The sequence below is a fragment of the Bifidobacterium goeldii genome (assembly GCF_003951095.1).
Classification (GTDB): Bacteria; Actinomycetota; Actinomycetes; order Actinomycetales; family Bifidobacteriaceae; genus Bifidobacterium; species Bifidobacterium goeldii.
On the sequence record NZ_QXGL01000005.1, the window covers coordinates 23,829 to 41,084 of the forward strand.

The following is a 17,256-nucleotide window of genomic DNA, read 5'->3' on the forward strand; positions in this document are numbered from 1 at the left end:
TCAACTGTCAACCGCATTGTTGATTTGTTAGATATGACTATACGATATTTACGTCATACTTGTCAATTTAAAAGTACTACTTTTAATAAGAATGTCATGATTATTTTGTGAATTAAGATGATGATTATTGAACGGTGAGTCATCTGGCACAGCTACCACAATCCGCAATGGAGGGGTTATGAACAATAACACTGCACACGCAACGCTCTCCCCCACCACCACAGCTTCCGGCGAGCTACTACACAAGGCCATCACGGACCAGCTCGCCATCGATATCCTCGACGGCACATGGCCCATCGGCGAATCAGTGACCCTCGAGGATATTCAAAGCCGCTTCGATACCTCCCGCACCGTCGCGCGCGAAGTCGCCAAATATCTCGAAGCAATGGGCGCAGTCTCGATCCGCCGGCGCGTAGGTCTTATCGCCAAGCCAGTCAACGAATGGTCCGCGCTCAATCCGCAAGTCATCCGCTGGAAACTCAGCTCCTCACATCGCAAAGAACAGCTTCGCACGCTTACTGAATTGCGCCTCGCCATCGAACCTGCCGCCGCAGCATCAGCCGCGCGCAGAGCCACGATGGAAGAAAAAGCAATGTTCCCCGTCATGGCCGACGAACTGCGCCGCACAGGCGAAAGCGGTGATCTTGATACGTTCCACGATGTCGATGTGCGCTTCCACTCGGCAATTCTGCTCAGCAGCGGCAACGATCTGTTCGCATCAATGGCGAGCATTATCGAAATCGTGCTCAAAGGCCGCGTGGAACTGCACATGTACCCGCAAAAACCCAAGCCGGCCGCACTCGACGCGCACGATGCCGTCGCGGAAGGCATCTGGAGAGGAGACCCTGATCAAGCGCGCGAAGCAATGCACGCCATCGTCGACGAAGTCGCTGAATCGCTTGATTTAATGTGAGCAGCGAAGAGGCATAACCAAGCCGCTAAGAGCACGTTACCGCAGACTGCCACTCCCGAATCTTGGGCAGACTCTACCCAAGCAAGCCGATCCCGCATAGAATGAGACCGTCTTATTGATAATCCAACCCCCAAGGGAGAACTATGCTCACTGACGAGTACCTCAAGCGCGTCTACGCCCAGGTGGAGCAGCGCGACGGCGACCAGCCCGAGTTTCTGCAGGCCGTGAAGGAGGTCTTCGAGACCCTCGAACCGGTGATCGCCAAGCACCCCGAATACGAGAAGGCAGGCGTGCTCGAGCGCATTGTCGAGCCGGAGCGCGTGATTAAGTTCCGCGTCGCATGGACCGACGACGAAGGCAAGGTGCAGGTCAACCGCGGCTACCGCGTGCAGTTCAACTCCGCGATCGGCCCATACAAGGGCGGTCTGCGCTTCCACCCGACCGTGAACGAGGGCGTCATCAAGTTCCTCGGCTTCGAGCAGATCCTCAAGAACTCGCTGACCACGCTGCCGATGGGCGGCGGCAAGGGCGGCTCCGACTTCAACCCGAAGGGCAAGTCCGACGCCGAAGTCATGCGCTTCTGCCAGGCGTTCATGACCGAGCTGTGCCGTCACATCGGCCAGTTCACCGACGTTCCGGCCGGCGATATCAACGTGGGCGGTCGTGAGATCGGCTACCTGTTCGGCCAGTACAAGCGCATCCGCGACGAGTACTCCGGCGTGCTGACCGGCAAGGGCCTCGAGTTCGGCGGCTCGCTCGCCCGCACTGAGGCGACCGGCTACGGCGTCTGCTACTACACCGCCGAGGCTCTGCGCGTGCTGAAGAACGATTCGTTCGAAGGCAAGACTGTCGTGATCTCCGGCTCCGGCAACGTGGCGATTTACGCCGCACAGAAGGCTGAGCAGCTGGGTGCGAAGGTCGTGACCGTGTCCGATTCCAACGGCTACGTGTATGATCCGGAAGGCATTAAGGTCGACGTCGTCAAGCAGATCAAGGAAGTCGAGCGCGGCCGCATCAAGGAGTACGCGGAGCGCGTGCCGTCCGCTGAGTACCACGAGGGTTGCTCTGGCGTGTGGACCGTGCCGTGTGACATCGCGCTGCCGTGCGCCACGCAGAACGAGATCAACGAGGAGTCTGCGAAGGCTCTGGTTGCTGGCGGCTGCAAGGTGGTGTGCGAGGGTGCGAACATGCCGTCCACGCCGGAGGCCATCGCCGTGTATCAGGAGAACGGCCTGCTCTACGGCCCGGCCAAGGCTGCAAATGCTGGTGGCGTGGCGGTTTCTGGTCTCGAGATGAGCCAGAACAGCTACCGTCTGAGCTGGACCTTCGAAGAGGTTGACGCCAAGCTCAAGAACATCATGGAGACGATCGTCGCCGAGTCACTGGCCGCCGCCAAGGAGTACGGCCACGAGGGTGACCTGATGCTCGGCGCAAACGCCGCCGGTTTCGTCAAGGTCGCCAACGCGATGGTCGCCCAGGGCGTGCTGTGAGTCGCATAAGGCTGTAATCGCTATCTCTCCACTGAGGGTTGCTCAGATTCAATCTGAGCAACCCTTTGTGTTTAATGGCCATAAGTCTGCTGAGATCGTCACAAACCAACTCGAGCGGATTGAGGACCAGCTGCTTCAGATGCAACTGACTCGGCCGGATCGGCTGCGGTGGAATCTGCAGCAGAGCTCGCGGTAGTGGTATCCGCCGATGTCGAAGTATCGGCGGAGCCAGCTTCTGACGCGGTCTGTGCTGTCGTCGCATCTTCACGATCCTCGGCCGTATAGCCCGCGGCGGCCACGGCATCGAGCGCCTTCTGCACATGCTTGAGTGGGATCACGCGACGCCATGCCATCAACGCCGACCATGCGGTGACGATACGGAAATACTGCCGGCGCGCAGTCGGTCGCGACAAGCTCAAATCATGCAAACCGCCGCGAATCGTAGCCAATGTGACCACATCACCAAGATTGAGCGACGCCTGACGAATCGCGGTAATATCCAGCACCGAGTCAGCGTTACGCATCTCCTCATCCCATGTGGGCTGCAGCATCGTTTTGTCAGACGTGCACACCAGCACCGGAATGCGAATATCAAGATGCGCAGCGACCTCTGCTTGCGCGTTGAAAATCGCCTGCATCCAGCCGGCGCGCGGTACGAACAGATTTGGATCGCAAATCGGATGCTCAAGATAATCCCAGTCGCCGCCAGTTTCGCGCGCGATACAGCGACCGTAAAACCCCGGGTCGCGCATTGGCATGACCGTTTTGCCGCCGCCCAATCGGAATGCTTGAACGACTGGCGTCGAGAGGATACGGAACATGCGATTGCCCTGCAATTCCAACCATGGTGAGTCTAGGGCGACTGCCTCAATGTGGTGTGGTTGTTCACTGTTCACCCACAGTACGGAGCTCAATCCGCCCTGCGAGTGGGCCATGAGCAGAATGCGCACCTGCTCGCCTTGTTCTTCAACGATGAGATCGCGTAACGCGTTGAATTCAGCGGCGTACGCGTGCAAATCTTCGATATATCCGGGCGTCTGACCATCGTGCAGCGAACGACCAAATTTGCGCAAATCAACTGAGTAAAAAGCAATACCCAGCGACTCCCAATATTCAGATTCGTGCCGCCGGTAGAAATAGTCATTCCAACCGTGCACATACATAACTGCGAGTCGATGCCCACGCAGATGGTAGCGCGTGCGGCGCAAACGTTCGCTGAACGTCAACTTGTCCGGATCCTTGCGCACAAACGTGGCTGTGATCTCCCCTTCGTCATCACGCCCCAAGTGCACTGTGGCCTGCTGATACCCACTCATGACACTGTCTGGCCGCCAATCGTCGACAGTCGGATGCGCGCGCAGTTCAGTATGCAGTGAATCAGCCATGATTCCAATGTACTCGCCAGCTCATGCGATGTTGTACCAGCGATTGCCCTAAATATGTTGCATTATTCCCGAAACAGCAGGAAGTAAGTCAGCAAGGATGTGTGCAGTACCCGGGCTTACGGCCGGTTCCACCGCAAAAACTGGCCGTAAGCCCGGGTACAGGCTACCGCCCTCAGTGGGTGCACACTTATTCCCGGGCATACGGCCGTTACTACCCCATAAACTAACCGTATGCCCGGGTACATATGCAGACACGCAATCCTCCCCGGGCATACGGCCGTCTAAACACATAAAAAAGGCCGTAAGCCCGGGTGTATGGCACAAACCTTGGTGCGGTTACTAACCTTGGTACTGCACTACACACGTATTAACGAGCTTACGGCCAGTTCTTGGTTACTTTACGGTCTTCCAGGCCACCTCCTCAGCCTGCCAACCCTGCTGGGTAGTGATCACCTGATACTCATACGCGCTCGTCGTGTACAAGTGCTCACCATTCTTCGGATTGTAGGCACGCCACACGGTCACATCACCATCAGACGCCTGATACCAAGCGACGTTCTCACCATGCCAGCCCTCAGCAACACGAGTATCATACTCAGCCTTAGACGCCGTCCAATGATGATTACCATTGTTCGGATTGTAGAGACGATAAACCGGAGTACCCTTCGTCGGCTGCTTAAACGCAACACCCTCAAAGTTCCAACCAGCCTTCACCAGCACATCACGCTCAAACGCGCTCGTCGTGTAATGATGCAAACCAGAATTCGGGTTATAGAGACGATAGACGTCAACCGTCTCCACGGTTTGATCTGGCTTATCAGGCTCAGAAGGCGTCGTCTCACCACCAGTGTTACCACCAGTATTGCCACCAGTCGAAGGCTTCTTCAGCCCCTCACGAGCAGTCTTCAACGCACTCAGCGCCGACTGAACTTCGTCCGCAGAAGCATCAGCCTTCACTGATACTTCCTTGGCGGAAGCGAGCGCCTTCGCATACGCATCCCACGTCTCAGCCGTGTACTCCGACTCCTTCAGCCCTTCAGCCTCCACTGCAGCGATCTCAGCATCAAGAGCAGTCTTATCAACCTTCGCAGCCTCGACCGTGACGGTGTAGTCAACGGTGGAAGCGTCGCCGTTCGCATCCTTCAAAGTCAGCGTGACCTTGTACGTGCCAGCAGCAAGGTCCTTGGCGAACTTCAGACGGTTGGAAGCTTCATCCCACGCGATCTTGCCGTCAGCAGTATCACCGGAGACCGTCACTTCAATCGGGTCGACGCCGGTCAGCTGGAACGTGCCGGAGTAGCTTTCCACACCAGCCGTGATGGTCTGCGCGGTTACCGGCTTGCCATCAGCGTCGGTCGGTGCTTCGAGCTTCGTCGGGGAAACAGTGGTCACTTCAACAGCCGGAGCCATGTCAGCAGTCGCGTTGTTCAGCTTGTCGCTCGTAGCGCCCTCAGTAGAAACCACGCGAATCTCACCGTCACCGATGTTGTCGATGGCGAGCGCGAGCGTTGTCTCGCCGGCGCTCTTGGCAGCCTTGACCAGCGCGGTGATGTCTACGTTGATCTTGCGACCGTCGATGCTGGTGCCCTTCACCTTACCTTCGTCGCCTTCCGGCACAACAGTGTTGCCGAGCGTGAACTCACCGGAAGTTGCCGAATCTGCAGCCTCAGCAGACAGCGTCGGCTGAGTCTTCCACGTCACGGTAGCCGGGTCAACGCTCGCGACCTTGGTGACCTTCAACTTGCCCTTGTCGTCAGCCGCAGCGGAACTACGGCGGCCGATGTACGTCAGGGACAGGTTTGCTGTGTCTTTGTCGCCGAGCTTGATGTTGCTCAGATCGAGGGTCACGTAGCCACGCTTGGTGTCGCTGCTGGCGCCGCTGAGCCTAATGGTGCGAGCAGTACCATAGTTGACACCCTGATCGCCGCTCCACGAGCCAACCCACGCATCGCCGGTAACAGCACCTTCAACAACCGTCAGCGAGGAGCTGGACGACTGCACCGCGATCGCCACAGTCTTAGTAACCGCAGCGTAATCGCCAGCCTGCGCACCCTTATCAGCGGCGGTGAACGTCACCGAGTAGCTCTTGCCAGCCTGTGCTTCGGTGGGCTTCCAGCTGAACGCGCCGGTTGCCGGGTCGAACGTAGCACCTTCCGGCTTGGTGGACTCGTCAATGCCGAGCACCACGGTGTCGCCAGTGTCAACGTCCGCATCGGTGGCAGCCACGGTGAACGACAGCACATTGTTGCTCTTCGCGGTCAGCGCGTCCGAATCGGGCGAGGTGAACGTTGGCAGCGAATTGTTGAGCACTGGCTTCGTGGAACCGTCCGCAGCCGTGTACGTGTAGGTCAGGTTGGTGACGTTGTTGGTCGTCAGCTTGTTCTGGTTCGCATACTGCACCTGCTTGCCGCCGATATAGATATCGTTGAGCGTAGCGTTTTCGATATTGGAGATGCTGGATGCCGCGTTGGCGTTGGAGAACCAGACGTTGTCGATGGTCACGTTCTTGATGAGCGGATTCTTGCCCTGTACGGAGAAGTTGCCGCCGACGCGCGACGTGTCGAACGAGGAGTTCTTGATCGTGAAGTCCTCATACTTCGGGTAGGTGCCGGTGTTGTTCTGCACGGTGATACCCCAGCCGCCGCCTTGGAAGGCGATCGGGTTGAAGTTGTTGAACGTGTAGTTCTTCAGCGTGTGACCGAACGTGCTGTGGCCGAGTCGAATACCGTTACCGCCCGCGTACGACCAATTGACGGTGTTGTTGACGGTGATGTTCTCGGAATCGTCGGTATCCCAGGCGAGATTGTCGAGATCATGCTTCTGCGAGTAGTACTCGTAGGCCGCGGCCGCGTCGATCCACTCTTGCGTGCGTGGATTGTCGCTGTTCATACCGAAGCCCTTGATGTTATCGGCGTGAGTCGGCTCGAACTGGTTGCCCGGATTGTAGTGGCCGGATGCGAACGCATCGTCGTTGCCGAGCGTAAGCACGCCGTTGATGGTGAGGTTCTTACCAGATGCAAGATCGGTACCATCCACCCACGGCTGGCCGTATGGAGTCAAGCCCTTGATGTTGTTGAACGTCACGTTTTCAGCAGTGTGCGTCTCGTAGTTCCACTGCTTGGAGTCGCGCATGTAGGTGTCGTTGAACGTGATGTTCTGTGACTTGACGACCATCACACCGCCTTGGTGCTGGCTCATGTATGCGTCGTGGCGATCGCCGCCATTGTTCTGGCTGTAGTTGGCGACACCGTTAGCATCGAACATGCCGCGTCCGGAGATCGTAATGTCATTCGAACTCCAAATGCCGATAGCTGGTTCCATTGCTTCCGAGTTCGGCTGCACGTGGTTCTTCAGCAGTGCGCCCTCGTCTACATAGACGTTCAGATGCTTGGTGGTCCACTTGGCGATGTCGAGACCGCCGTAAATGTACGTGCCGTTCGGGAAGTACAGGGTGTTGAGCTTGCTGTTGTTTTTGATTTCAGTAAGAGCGTCTTCCAGCACGTAGGTGTAGTCGTTCTCCGCAAGCGCGCGCTCATTGGGATATTTGACTTGATTGCTGTTGGCTGCCACGATTTTGCCGGCGTCAGTCTTTGCATCGGCGGGAATTTGCGTTTTGCCAACGGTCTTGCCAGCCCACTTGCTGAGCGTGGATGTAGCGAGGCGAGATTCTTGAATTGTGGCGTTGGAATGCGTCTTAAACCACTGCTTCGCATACTCCTGAATGTTGAGTACGCCAGTGTCTTCGTTGATGCCGGAGCCGTCTGCCGCGCTTTTCTTGTCGGGCACAGTCGCAGGATCTTCTTCTGGATCGTTGATGACCGCGAGGTATGGCTTACCGGTTTTGTTGGTGGCGTCACCGTTGATCATGACGATCGCGGAGTATAGGCTCTTCTCCATTTTGAAGGTGAGCGTATTGGTGTCCTTGTCAACCTGATAGGCGGTAGCCGGGTAGTAGCGCGTTGGGTAAATGTTGACGGTTTCGATCGGCGTGCTCTTATCCACCTGCACTTTGATCACCGGAGTCTTAGTATCCGACTTAAAACGGGCAATGTCGAAGTTATGACCGTTCGCCGTGTACTGTACCGCTTCAATCTCGGTACCGTTCGCAGTGACCGTGTACTTAGTGGAGGCTACGTCTGGCGAGGTTGTGGTGTCTCCACCGACGCCGGTCGGCGCGTATGCGGTGACCGTGCCACTATCAGTAAAGTTCGTATCTGCTGCGACAGCACTTTGCGCGCTGAGCGGGACGATAGTCAGCATCATCGCCGCACTGGCGATTGCCGCCAATGCCGAGCGCATCCTTGCGCCCGGTCGCCGCTTCGGCGCGGCTGTTGTGGAATCGAGTTGCATCATTGCCCTTCCTTGTAGGTAATTCCCGATGATTCCGAGTTATTTTCGAATGATCCTGAATGATTTTCAGATGGTTAGAACCGTAAAAAGGTAAGCAAAAGCCGGGGCACCCGGAATAGGCACCCCGGCTCAGAAAAGGAGACTCAGAAGAAGATCAGATGAGGATAGTTACAGAGATAAGTAGCACTCCTTACGTGATTGATGAGTTGATAAGTTGATGAGTTGATTACTCGATGGTGAAGCCCTGGCCCTTGCCGTACTCGATCAGGGAATCCTGGAAGTCGGAGAGGGACTTGGAGATCTTTTCTTCGCCACGGTAGGCCTTGCCGACGTAGTCACCGAAGGTGTTCTGGACCTGGCTCCAGAAGGGCAGGAACTGGAAGTCGCCGATCTTCTGGGAAGCAGCCTCAGCGAGCACCTTGTTGTATTCCTGGCCGCCGAAGTACTCGGTCAGCTTGTCGGTGCCCTTGAGGAAGTCGTCGGACTTCAGGGTCTCGTTGTCAGCCGGGAAAGCGCCGGCGTCAACGCGAGCCTTGATGCCTTCAGTGTCGTGGCACACGTAGTCGATGAACTTCCAAGCGGCATCCTTGTTGGCAGTGCCCTTCGGGATCACGAGTGCGGAGCCGCCGTTCTCGGAGTTGACATTGTCACCCTCGGTCCACTGCGGAACGGTGGCAATACGGAACTTGCCAGCCGCGTCAGGAGCGCCGGAGAGCAGGTTGTTCGGCATCCAAGCACCGATGACCAGCGAGGCGATGGTGCCGTCGTTGAGGCCCTTGTTCCATTCGTCGGACCACGAGGTGACCTTGGTGTTGATGAGGCCTTCGTCCAGCATCTTCTGCCAGTAGTCGACGACCTTCTTGGTGCCTTCATCGTTCTTCAGATCGATGGAGACCTTTTCGCCGTCGACCTTGAACGGGGTGCCGCCTGCCTGGGCAACCAGGGACATGAAGGTGGTGGACTGGCTGTTATCGCCAGCGTCGGAAGTGATGTAGTAGTCGTCGCCGAGAGCGTGGATCTTCTTGGCGGCCTCGTAGAACTCATCCCAAGTCTTCGGAGCTTCGGTCACGCCGGCCTTGTCAAAGACTTCCTTGTTGTAGAACAGGGCGTTCGGGCCGGAATCGACCGGCAGGCCGTAAGTCTTACCGTTGACCTGCACGCCCTTCCACGTGCCCTCCTGGTAGAAGGACTCGTAGCCGCTGGCCAGATCAGAGACGTCCTCCAGTGCGTCAGACAGCGCAAACTGGGTGATGGAGTGGTATTCCATCAGGGAGACGTCCGGAGCGCCCTTGCCGGCAGCGATCGCGTTGTTCAGCGAGGTCTGGGTCTGGGCGGAAGTACCGACGTTGCTTACCTTGACGGTGATGTCAGGGTTCTTCTTCATGAAGGCCTTGGCCACGTCCGGCAGAGTGGAATCCCAACCCCACACGGTGATGGTGGTCTTGCCGTCCTTGCTGCCGGAATCGCCAGCAGTGCTGCTGCCGTTAGAGGAACCGCAAGCGGCTACGGAAACCAGCATTGCAGCGGCACCTGCCAGAGCGATCGTCTTCTTCAGTGGGAAGTTCATGATGTTAACCTTTCTCTTCCTTGAGGTTGCTCTCCGGTCGCATCGACACTGCTTGTGACCGGTTACAATTGGGAGTATACACTATTGTGTGACCGGTTACAAATCGGGTGTTACACGCGAGAGGACAGAGATGTCAGAAGCTTTATTTATCAACGTTCGCGACGATGCGAGCACCAAAGCGCACGATGCTGCAGATAACACATCACCGAGCAGCAAAACCCGCCATACAGGCGGCGACACGCCGAACAGCACGTACCAAGCCTCACCGAGCAGCGCACAACCCACCGCGATCCCTGTCACGCGCCACGTCACAAGCCAGGTCACGCGCCACGTCACAGATCAGGTCACAACCCCCATCACAGACCACAGCATCAACACTGCCTCACAGCACGGCACACCTAGTGACACAAACACGGACGCCGGAACCACTGAACGAATCACTGAACCCCCGAACCACACCGCCGAAACCCCAAACAGCACCACTGTCACCGACGTCACTGTCACCAACACCCCAGACCATGCCACCGTTGCACCCTCCGATACTATGGTGTTCATGAACACGCCCGGGAAAAAAGCCACTATCCGCGACGTGGCACGTCTGGCTGGCGTGTCATATGGAACTGTTTCGCGATACCTCAATGGCAGTGCGCATGTCTCTGGAGACGCCGCACAACGCATCGCCGCAGCCATCAAGGAAGCCCAATACACGCCCAATAACGCGGCTCGCTCGCTGGCACAACGCCGCACACTCACCGTGGCATTGATCATCCAGGTCGAATCTCGCGAAACCATCGTGCAGTCCAGCGTGTCCTCCGCAATGGCTGGCGCTAATCAAGTACTTGGCGACGCTGGCTACCAGATGGTCACCGTTATCGCCAATTCAGAAGCTTCAACTCAGCGCATTGCCCAGCTGGTACAAAGCGACTTCGCAGACGGCTATTTGCTGTTCTCGCTCAGCAACGACACTTCGCTTGAGCAAACGTTCCTTGATACACAACGGCCCGTTGTTGGCTCAGAAATCAACGAGTCGAACCAGGTTAAATTCCCTACCGTCGACTTCACCAACGAAGAAGGCCAGCGCAGCATCACGCAGTATCTGCTCAATCGTGGGCGCACAGAGCTACTGTATGTGTGCGGACCTGGCTACTCCCCTTCATCACTGAACCGTCTGCGCGGGTTCCGTGCCGCGCTCGGTGAGCAGTACCACGATGAGAACGTCTATTACGCCGACGATTGGGAGATTACGAGCGGCGAAATGGCTGTGATTGCCTTCCAAAGCAAGCTGGACACTGCTGACGGCATTATTTGCGCCAATGACAACATTGCTGTGGGCGTGATTAACCAGCTCAACCGCTTGGGATACCGCGTGCCGGAAGATATTGCTGTTACCGGCTTTGATGACTCCCCTATGGCAATGCTTGCCAATCCGAAGTTAACAACTGTGCGTCAGGATTCTGAACTGCATGGTATGACGATGGCCAAGCTGCTGCTGGAAATGATGAGCGGCAAGAGCGTTGATCGCAGGCATACAGTGATGCTGCCAACTTCGATTATTAAACGCCAGTCGGCGTAAAAAACTACCAAACAGGTATCCAGCATACTGTCACACGCCGGTTTGTAACCGGTCACACGATGTCATATACTGGCCTCAGAAGCGGTCGCACAGTCTCACTACCAACACCGCTTTGCAGCGCGCACGCATAGTCGGCGACATAATCGTCGGCAGCAGCAAGCAGGCGCAGGGCACAACGACGTCATCCGCCATACCGCAATACCAGCGCGCGAAACCATCGTTGAGTACCTCACGGAAAGGTCACAGTATGACAGCAAACACCGATGAAATCACTCGCCGCTACGGGTCGTTTCTTGTGCACGATACCGCCGGCAGCGTGGCGCAGCTACACGGCATTGGCGTGCAGAAGTTCGGCGACACTTGGTGCGCGTATGGCGAGAACAAAGTAAACGGCAACCTATTCCAAGGCGTATGCTGCTACACCACCACAGATTTCACAAACTGGACCAGCCACGGCATTGTGCTCGACGTACAGGAAGACGGCTCTGCACTAGCCGGCGACCGCATTGGCGAGCGTCCAAAAGTGCTGCACTGCCCCACTACCGGCAAATACGTGATGTATATTCACGCGGAAACGCCGGATTACGCGTACGCGCATATCGGTGTGGCCGTGGCTGATAATCCGCTCGGCCCGTTCGCCTTCCAGACAACGATCACGTGGCGCGGTTATCTGAGCCGCGATATCGGCGTATTCCAAGACGCTGACGGCAGCGGTTACATCATGAGCGAAGATCGCGATCACGGCACGCATATCTTCCGCCTCTCCGACGATTATCTGACTCTCGTAGAAGACGTGGCTTGTGAGCGCGCCACCGATTACCCGTACGGTTTGGAATCGCCGACGATCGTCAAAAAAGACGGCTTGTATTACTGGTTTGGTTCGAAGCTGACCGGCTGGTTCACCAACGACAACATGTATTCCACCGCGTCCGACCTGCACGGCCCGTGGAGCGAATGGCGTACGTTCGCGCCGCTGGGCACGCAAACGTACGATTCGCAGGTGGATATTGTGATTCCGCTCGGCGATGACCCGTACAACAGCGACCAGTTCCTGTTTATTGGCGACCGCTGGTACAAGAATGATCTCGGCAATTCGCCGATTGTGCAGCTACCGATCACCATCGCTGACGGAACTGCGCGCATGGTCTGGGACGACTCGTACGAGGGCTTTACGCACCGCGAAGTGCCGGATGATCACGAGCCGATTACCGACCCGAACGCGTATATTTCCGCCGATTCTGGAGAGATCTGATAGGAATTAGGCGAATATATCTCGAAGCCCGCGACTTTCCTTCAATGGGGGGGGTCGCGGGCTTTTGCTGTATTGGTTGATTGGGGTTGGCTGGGATCGATTGGGGTAGTCGCGGATAGTCGGGTTTGGTTGGGGTATGTGTTGTTCGACACGCTCAAGGCCGCTCGGCCAAGCCTACGGTCGAACAGCACATACCCCAACCAAACCCTCCAACAACAACCATTCACACAATCACAAACAATAAAAGCCCATAGCTTCCATTGAGGAAACTACGGGCTTCAGCGTTATTGAGGATTACAGAACGATACCGATTACTCCTTGACGGCGCCTGCGGCGAGGCCGGACTGCCAGTACTTTTGCAAGCACAAGAACGCAATCACCAACGGAATAATCGTAATCAAAGAACCAGTAATCACCAGATTCTGAATCGCTTGACCACCAGCAGTGGAGGCTTGATCCTTCCACTGATTCAAACCAATCGTCAATGGATACCAGTCAGCATCCTTCAACATGATCAACGGCAGGAAGTAGTTATTCCACGTCGCCACAATCGTAAACAGTGCGGTAGTCACGATGCCAGGCGCGAGCAATGGCAGGCTGATCTGCCAGAACGTGCGGAACTCGGAAGCACCATCCACACGAGCAGCCTCCAACAACTCCTGCGGCACCGCCTGCTCCGAAAAAATCCACATCAAATACAAACCAAACGGGCTAATCAAGCTCGGGATAATCATAGCCCACGGCGTATTCGTCAGACCAAGCTTGGCAAACAGGAGGAACTGCGGGACAGCCAATGCAATACCAGGCACCGAAATAGCACCAATAATCACCACAAACACCGCATTACGACCAGGAAAACGGAACTTCGCCAACGCATAACCACCCATAATCGCCAGAAGCGTGGCACCGCCAGCACCAACAATCACATAAAACAGGGTGTTAATCAACCAACGCGCGAAAATACCATCCTGATACGTGAACACCGTAACAATATTGTCCCACAGCGCGAAACTACGACCGAAACCCAGGCCAAACGTGGACGTGAAATCAGCCTGCGTCTTCGTCGCATTCACCGCCAAATACACAAACGGGAACAAGCAATACACCGCAAAAATCGCACACAAAAACGTGAGCAACTTACTACGCCGCGGATTATTCACATTCGCAAAACCCGCCTTCTCACTCCGCTTCCGCTCAGCCTTCTCATCAGCAGCAACACGCTTCTGACGAGCCCTCTCAGCCTTACGCGCAGCCTTCTCCTGCTCACGCAACGACACACCAGCAGCACTACTCATCACGCACACTCCTCAACACTCAACAACGACAACACCGTCACAGTCAACATCACAGATTTCAGCATCATTACTTCATCTGCTCCTTCATACTGTTCAACTGCACCGCATACGCAATCGCCATCGTGATCACAGCCATGACGATAGCGAGAGCCGCAGCGTAGTTGCTCTGGTTACCCGTAAACGACAGGTTATACGCGTACATATTCGGCGTGTAATACGTCGTAATCGCATTACCCGGCACCATATTCTGCAAAATACTCGGCTCGTTGAAAAGCTGGAACGAACCGATGATACTGAAGATCACCGTAATCGCCAACGAACCCTTAAGTTCAGGCAACTTAATACTCTTGACAATCTGCCACTCAGACGCACCATCAATCGACGCAGCCTCATACAAACTGTGCGGAATCGTGCTCAGCGACGAGTAGAAGATCAACATGTTATAACCCGTAAACTCCCACGTCACAATATTGCCAATCGAAGCCAGCAAAACGCTCGGAGCCAGCACGTCAATATTCGTACCAAGAAGATCATTCAACGAGCCAACCAGACCATACTTCGCGCCATACACAAAACCCCAAATCATGGTCGACACCACAGCAGGCACCGCATACGGCAGGAAGGTACTAATACGGAAGAACTTCGTACCATGCAACTTCATACTGTCCAAAGCCAACGCCATCAACGCCGCCAAGCACAACATAATCGGCACCTGAACAATCGTAAACAGTGCAACACGAACCACACTGCTCCAGAACTGGCCATCACCGAATAGACGCGCGTAATTCGCAAGACCGACAAATACCGTGCCACCAATCATCTTCTTCTGAAAGAAACTGATATAAATCGCGTACACAATCGGCACAATAAACACAAACACAAACACCACCGCAAACGGCCACATAAACTTCCAACCACGCCAATCAGCACGATGCCGATTCACACGCGCAGAAGACGCACCAGCGGCAACATCAACAGACGCCATAACCCTCTCCTTCGAAGGACTGATCCTTTGTATGTTCAATGGAATCTCGCAGTTGAGGTTCCGAATCGATAATTACTACCCGCAGACCATGTAACCGGTCACAAGACCATAGTAACACCTTTTGTAACCGGTCACAAATTCATATTCCGCATGTCGCACAATATGAATGAAGTGCTTACAAACGACGGAAAACCGCCACAATTGCCATCCGATGCCATACTGCACACCAATTTCTGGCAGCAGCACGCCATCGCACCACTTCTCCTTTCTTGTAATCGTTTACACGATATCACTCACAGTAGATTTTCACCACCGTATAAGAAGCAGTAATGGCTGAAATACCGCGAACGCTACCACAAACAACGGCGGCCAACCGCACTCGATTGACCGCCATAGTCACGATAGTCGCATCGCGCTCACACCAGCGGCCGGCGATACCAGTCGTCAGTCGGCGCCACAGGCTCGATCGTTCCATCAGCATGGAACTGTAGTGGCGCAAACGCGATCTCACGCCGGTAACCGGAGCCATATTCCGCATCAAACGCGTGGTAAGCCAAAATCCACTCGTCAGTGCCGGGAATATGAATAACGCCATGATGGCCAGTGCCAACAATGCCCTCCGCAGGGTTCTGCTCAATCAGCACACCATGCTCCGTCCACGGGCCGGCAAGGCTTGCTGCGGTTGCATATTTGACGCAGTATTCCGGCTCGCGCGCGTCATTCTCAGACCAGCTGGCGTAGTAGACACCGTTACGCTTGAAAATCCACAGTGCTTCGCGAAAATCGCCGGGCACCCAGTGAATCGCACGCGATGCATCAATGCTCACGTGATCATCGTTGAGCGGCGCAATCCACGCGGTGCCATTGCCCCACAGCAGCCAATCAGTACCGTCATCGTCGCGAAACACAGCCGGGTCGATCGGGTATACCGGGAAGTCATCCTTGGCGATAAGCGGACGTTCAGTAGACACGAACGGCCCGTACGGCGAATCAGCCACAGCCACGCCGATCTGTCCTTCGCACACGAAGTACAGGTAGAAGCGGCCTTTATACTCGCACACCGCGGGCGCCCACGCATGCTCATGACCCCACGGCACGTCATGCAAATCCAAGATCTGACCGCCGTCAGTCCATTCAATGAGGTCCGGCGAGGTATACACGCGGAACGTGTGCGAACCCCAGTCGTTGAAGCCATCCTCAGTCGCGTACAAAAAATAGCGGTCGGAGTAGCGCGGGTCAGTAAAGACCAGGGGAGCGGGGTCGGCGAGAAAACGATGCAGCGGCGTGTGCTGCGGAGTCGGCGCCGCAGACTCAACGTCCGCCGCAGTACTGCCTTGAGCTGCCGCTGGCGTAACTACAGAATCAGTAACAGTAGCCATTACAACCTACCCAATGTGACGGCGGAACGGGTGATAGTCGAGAATCGCTTCGATCTCAGCCAGTGCGTCAGCTGGAATCTTGAAGCCGGCGGCAGCAAGGTTCGATTCAAGCTGGCTAGGCTTGGAAGCTCCAGCAATCACGCTGGATACCTCCGGCAAGCGCAGATCCCACGCGAGCGCGAGCACAGACAGCGACACACCGAGACCGTCGGCGACCTTGAGCAAACGCTCAACCTTGTCGAGATGATCATCAGTAAGCAGATCGTTGATCTGATGATCAGACTGCCACGTGGCGCGCGAGCCGGCAGGCAGCGGCTGCCCCTTGCGATACTTGCCGGTAAGCAGGCCCTGCGCAAGCGGGCTGAACGGCGTGATACCAATGCCGTTCTCATGGCAGATGTCAACGAGCTCGTCTTCGATGTAGCGGTCAACCATGTTGTATTCGGGCTGGATCACGCTCAGCGGGCGCAGACCCATCTCGCGAATCAGACCGAGTGCCTTGGTGATCTGCACTGGCGTCCATTCGCTCACACCCCAGTAGAGCACCTTGCCAGCGGCGACGAGGTCGCTCATGACCTGCAGCGTCTCTTCGAGCGGAGTTTCAGGGTCCGGGCGGTGGCAGAAGTAGAGGTCGAGGTAATCGACCTGCAGATTCTTCAGCGACTTGTCGATCTGGCTGATGATGTGCTTACGGCTCAGACCACGGTCGTTCGGGCCTTCGCCGACAGGGAAGAAGACTTTGGACGAAACAACGTATTCTTCACGCGGGAACTGACTGAGGATACGGCCGAGGAAGCGTTCAGATTCGCCGCCGTTGTAAGCGTCGGCGCAATCGAAGAAGTTAACACCGTTGTCGAAGGCCTGCTGGGCGACTTCCTGCGCCACGCGCGTGCGGTCGGCGTCATCGAGACGCGTCACCCAACTGCCCAGACCGATTTCGCTGATTTTCAGACCCCACTTACCAAGGTTTCTGTACTGCATAGGATCCTCTCTTCCTATTTATCGAAAAACAATCACGATTAGTGGCAGCGCTACGTGCCTTCTCGCACGCAATACCGCATGGGAAA

The 17,256-nt window shown here is 56.0% G+C and carries 11 protein-coding genes; 4 read left to right on the forward strand and 7 right to left on the reverse strand.

Annotation, left to right across the window (positions count from 1 at the left end; all coding sequences use genetic code 11):
- The first annotated feature begins 178 nt into the window (after positions 1–178).
- Entirely contained in the window at positions 179–913 is a 735-nt protein-coding gene (locus D2E25_RS07815) for a FadR/GntR family transcriptional regulator (protein ID WP_125981561.1), read from the forward strand.
- Positions 914–1,056: 143 nt separating this feature from the next.
- Entirely contained in the window at positions 1,057–2,403 is a 1,347-nt protein-coding gene (gene gdhA, locus D2E25_RS07820) for an NADP-specific glutamate dehydrogenase (RefSeq protein ID WP_125981564.1), read from the forward strand.
- A 98-nt stretch (positions 2,404–2,501) separates the two neighbouring features.
- Here the strand turns inward: gdhA and D2E25_RS07825 are convergent, their stop codons facing one another.
- From D2E25_RS07825 to D2E25_RS07835, 3 genes are all read right to left on the reverse strand, one after another.
- The gene (locus tag D2E25_RS07825) at positions 2,502–3,788 is read right to left on the reverse strand and encodes an alpha/beta hydrolase (RefSeq protein ID WP_241217099.1); all 1,287 of its coding nucleotides are present in this window, start codon (positions 3,786–3,788) and stop codon (positions 2,502–2,504) included.
- A 393-nt stretch (positions 3,789–4,181) separates the two neighbouring features.
- Positions 4,182–8,141, reverse strand: coding sequence for a putative Ig domain-containing protein (locus D2E25_RS07830; protein WP_125981566.1), 3,960 nt, complete (start codon positions 8,139–8,141; stop codon positions 4,182–4,184).
- A 223-nt stretch (positions 8,142–8,364) separates the two neighbouring features.
- Complete coding sequence (locus D2E25_RS07835) at positions 8,365–9,705, reverse strand: ABC transporter substrate-binding protein (RefSeq protein WP_125981568.1); 1,341 nt, start codon at positions 9,703–9,705, stop codon at positions 8,365–8,367.
- A gap of 553 nt (positions 9,706–10,258) precedes the next feature.
- Here D2E25_RS07835 and D2E25_RS07840 point away from each other — a divergent pair.
- Complete coding sequence (locus D2E25_RS07840) at positions 10,259–11,278, forward strand: LacI family DNA-binding transcriptional regulator (protein ID WP_125981570.1); 1,020 nt, start codon at positions 10,259–10,261, stop codon at positions 11,276–11,278.
- A gap of 247 nt (positions 11,279–11,525) precedes the next feature.
- Positions 11,526–12,530, forward strand: a complete 1,005-nt coding sequence (locus D2E25_RS07845; RefSeq protein ID WP_241217101.1) for a family 43 glycosylhydrolase — start codon at positions 11,526–11,528, stop codon at positions 12,528–12,530.
- Between the two features lie 311 nt (positions 12,531–12,841).
- Here the strand turns inward: D2E25_RS07845 and D2E25_RS07850 are convergent, their stop codons facing one another.
- The 4 genes from D2E25_RS07850 to D2E25_RS07865 form a co-directional block, all read right to left on the reverse strand.
- Complete coding sequence (locus D2E25_RS07850; RefSeq protein WP_125981572.1) at positions 12,842–13,825, reverse strand: carbohydrate ABC transporter permease; 984 nt, start codon at positions 13,823–13,825, stop codon at positions 12,842–12,844.
- 67 nt (positions 13,826–13,892) lie between these two features.
- Positions 13,893–14,810, reverse strand: a complete 918-nt coding sequence (locus D2E25_RS07855) for a carbohydrate ABC transporter permease (protein ID WP_125981574.1) — start codon at positions 14,808–14,810, stop codon at positions 13,893–13,895.
- Positions 14,811–15,226: 416 nt separating this feature from the next.
- Complete coding sequence (locus tag D2E25_RS07860; RefSeq protein WP_125981576.1) at positions 15,227–16,189, reverse strand: family 43 glycosylhydrolase; 963 nt, start codon at positions 16,187–16,189, stop codon at positions 15,227–15,229.
- Between the two features lie 6 nt (positions 16,190–16,195).
- A complete protein-coding gene (locus D2E25_RS07865) occupies positions 16,196–17,170 on the reverse strand; it encodes an aldo/keto reductase family protein (protein WP_125981578.1) in 975 nt (324 codons plus the stop codon).
- Positions 17,171–17,256: the final 86 nt, after the last annotated feature.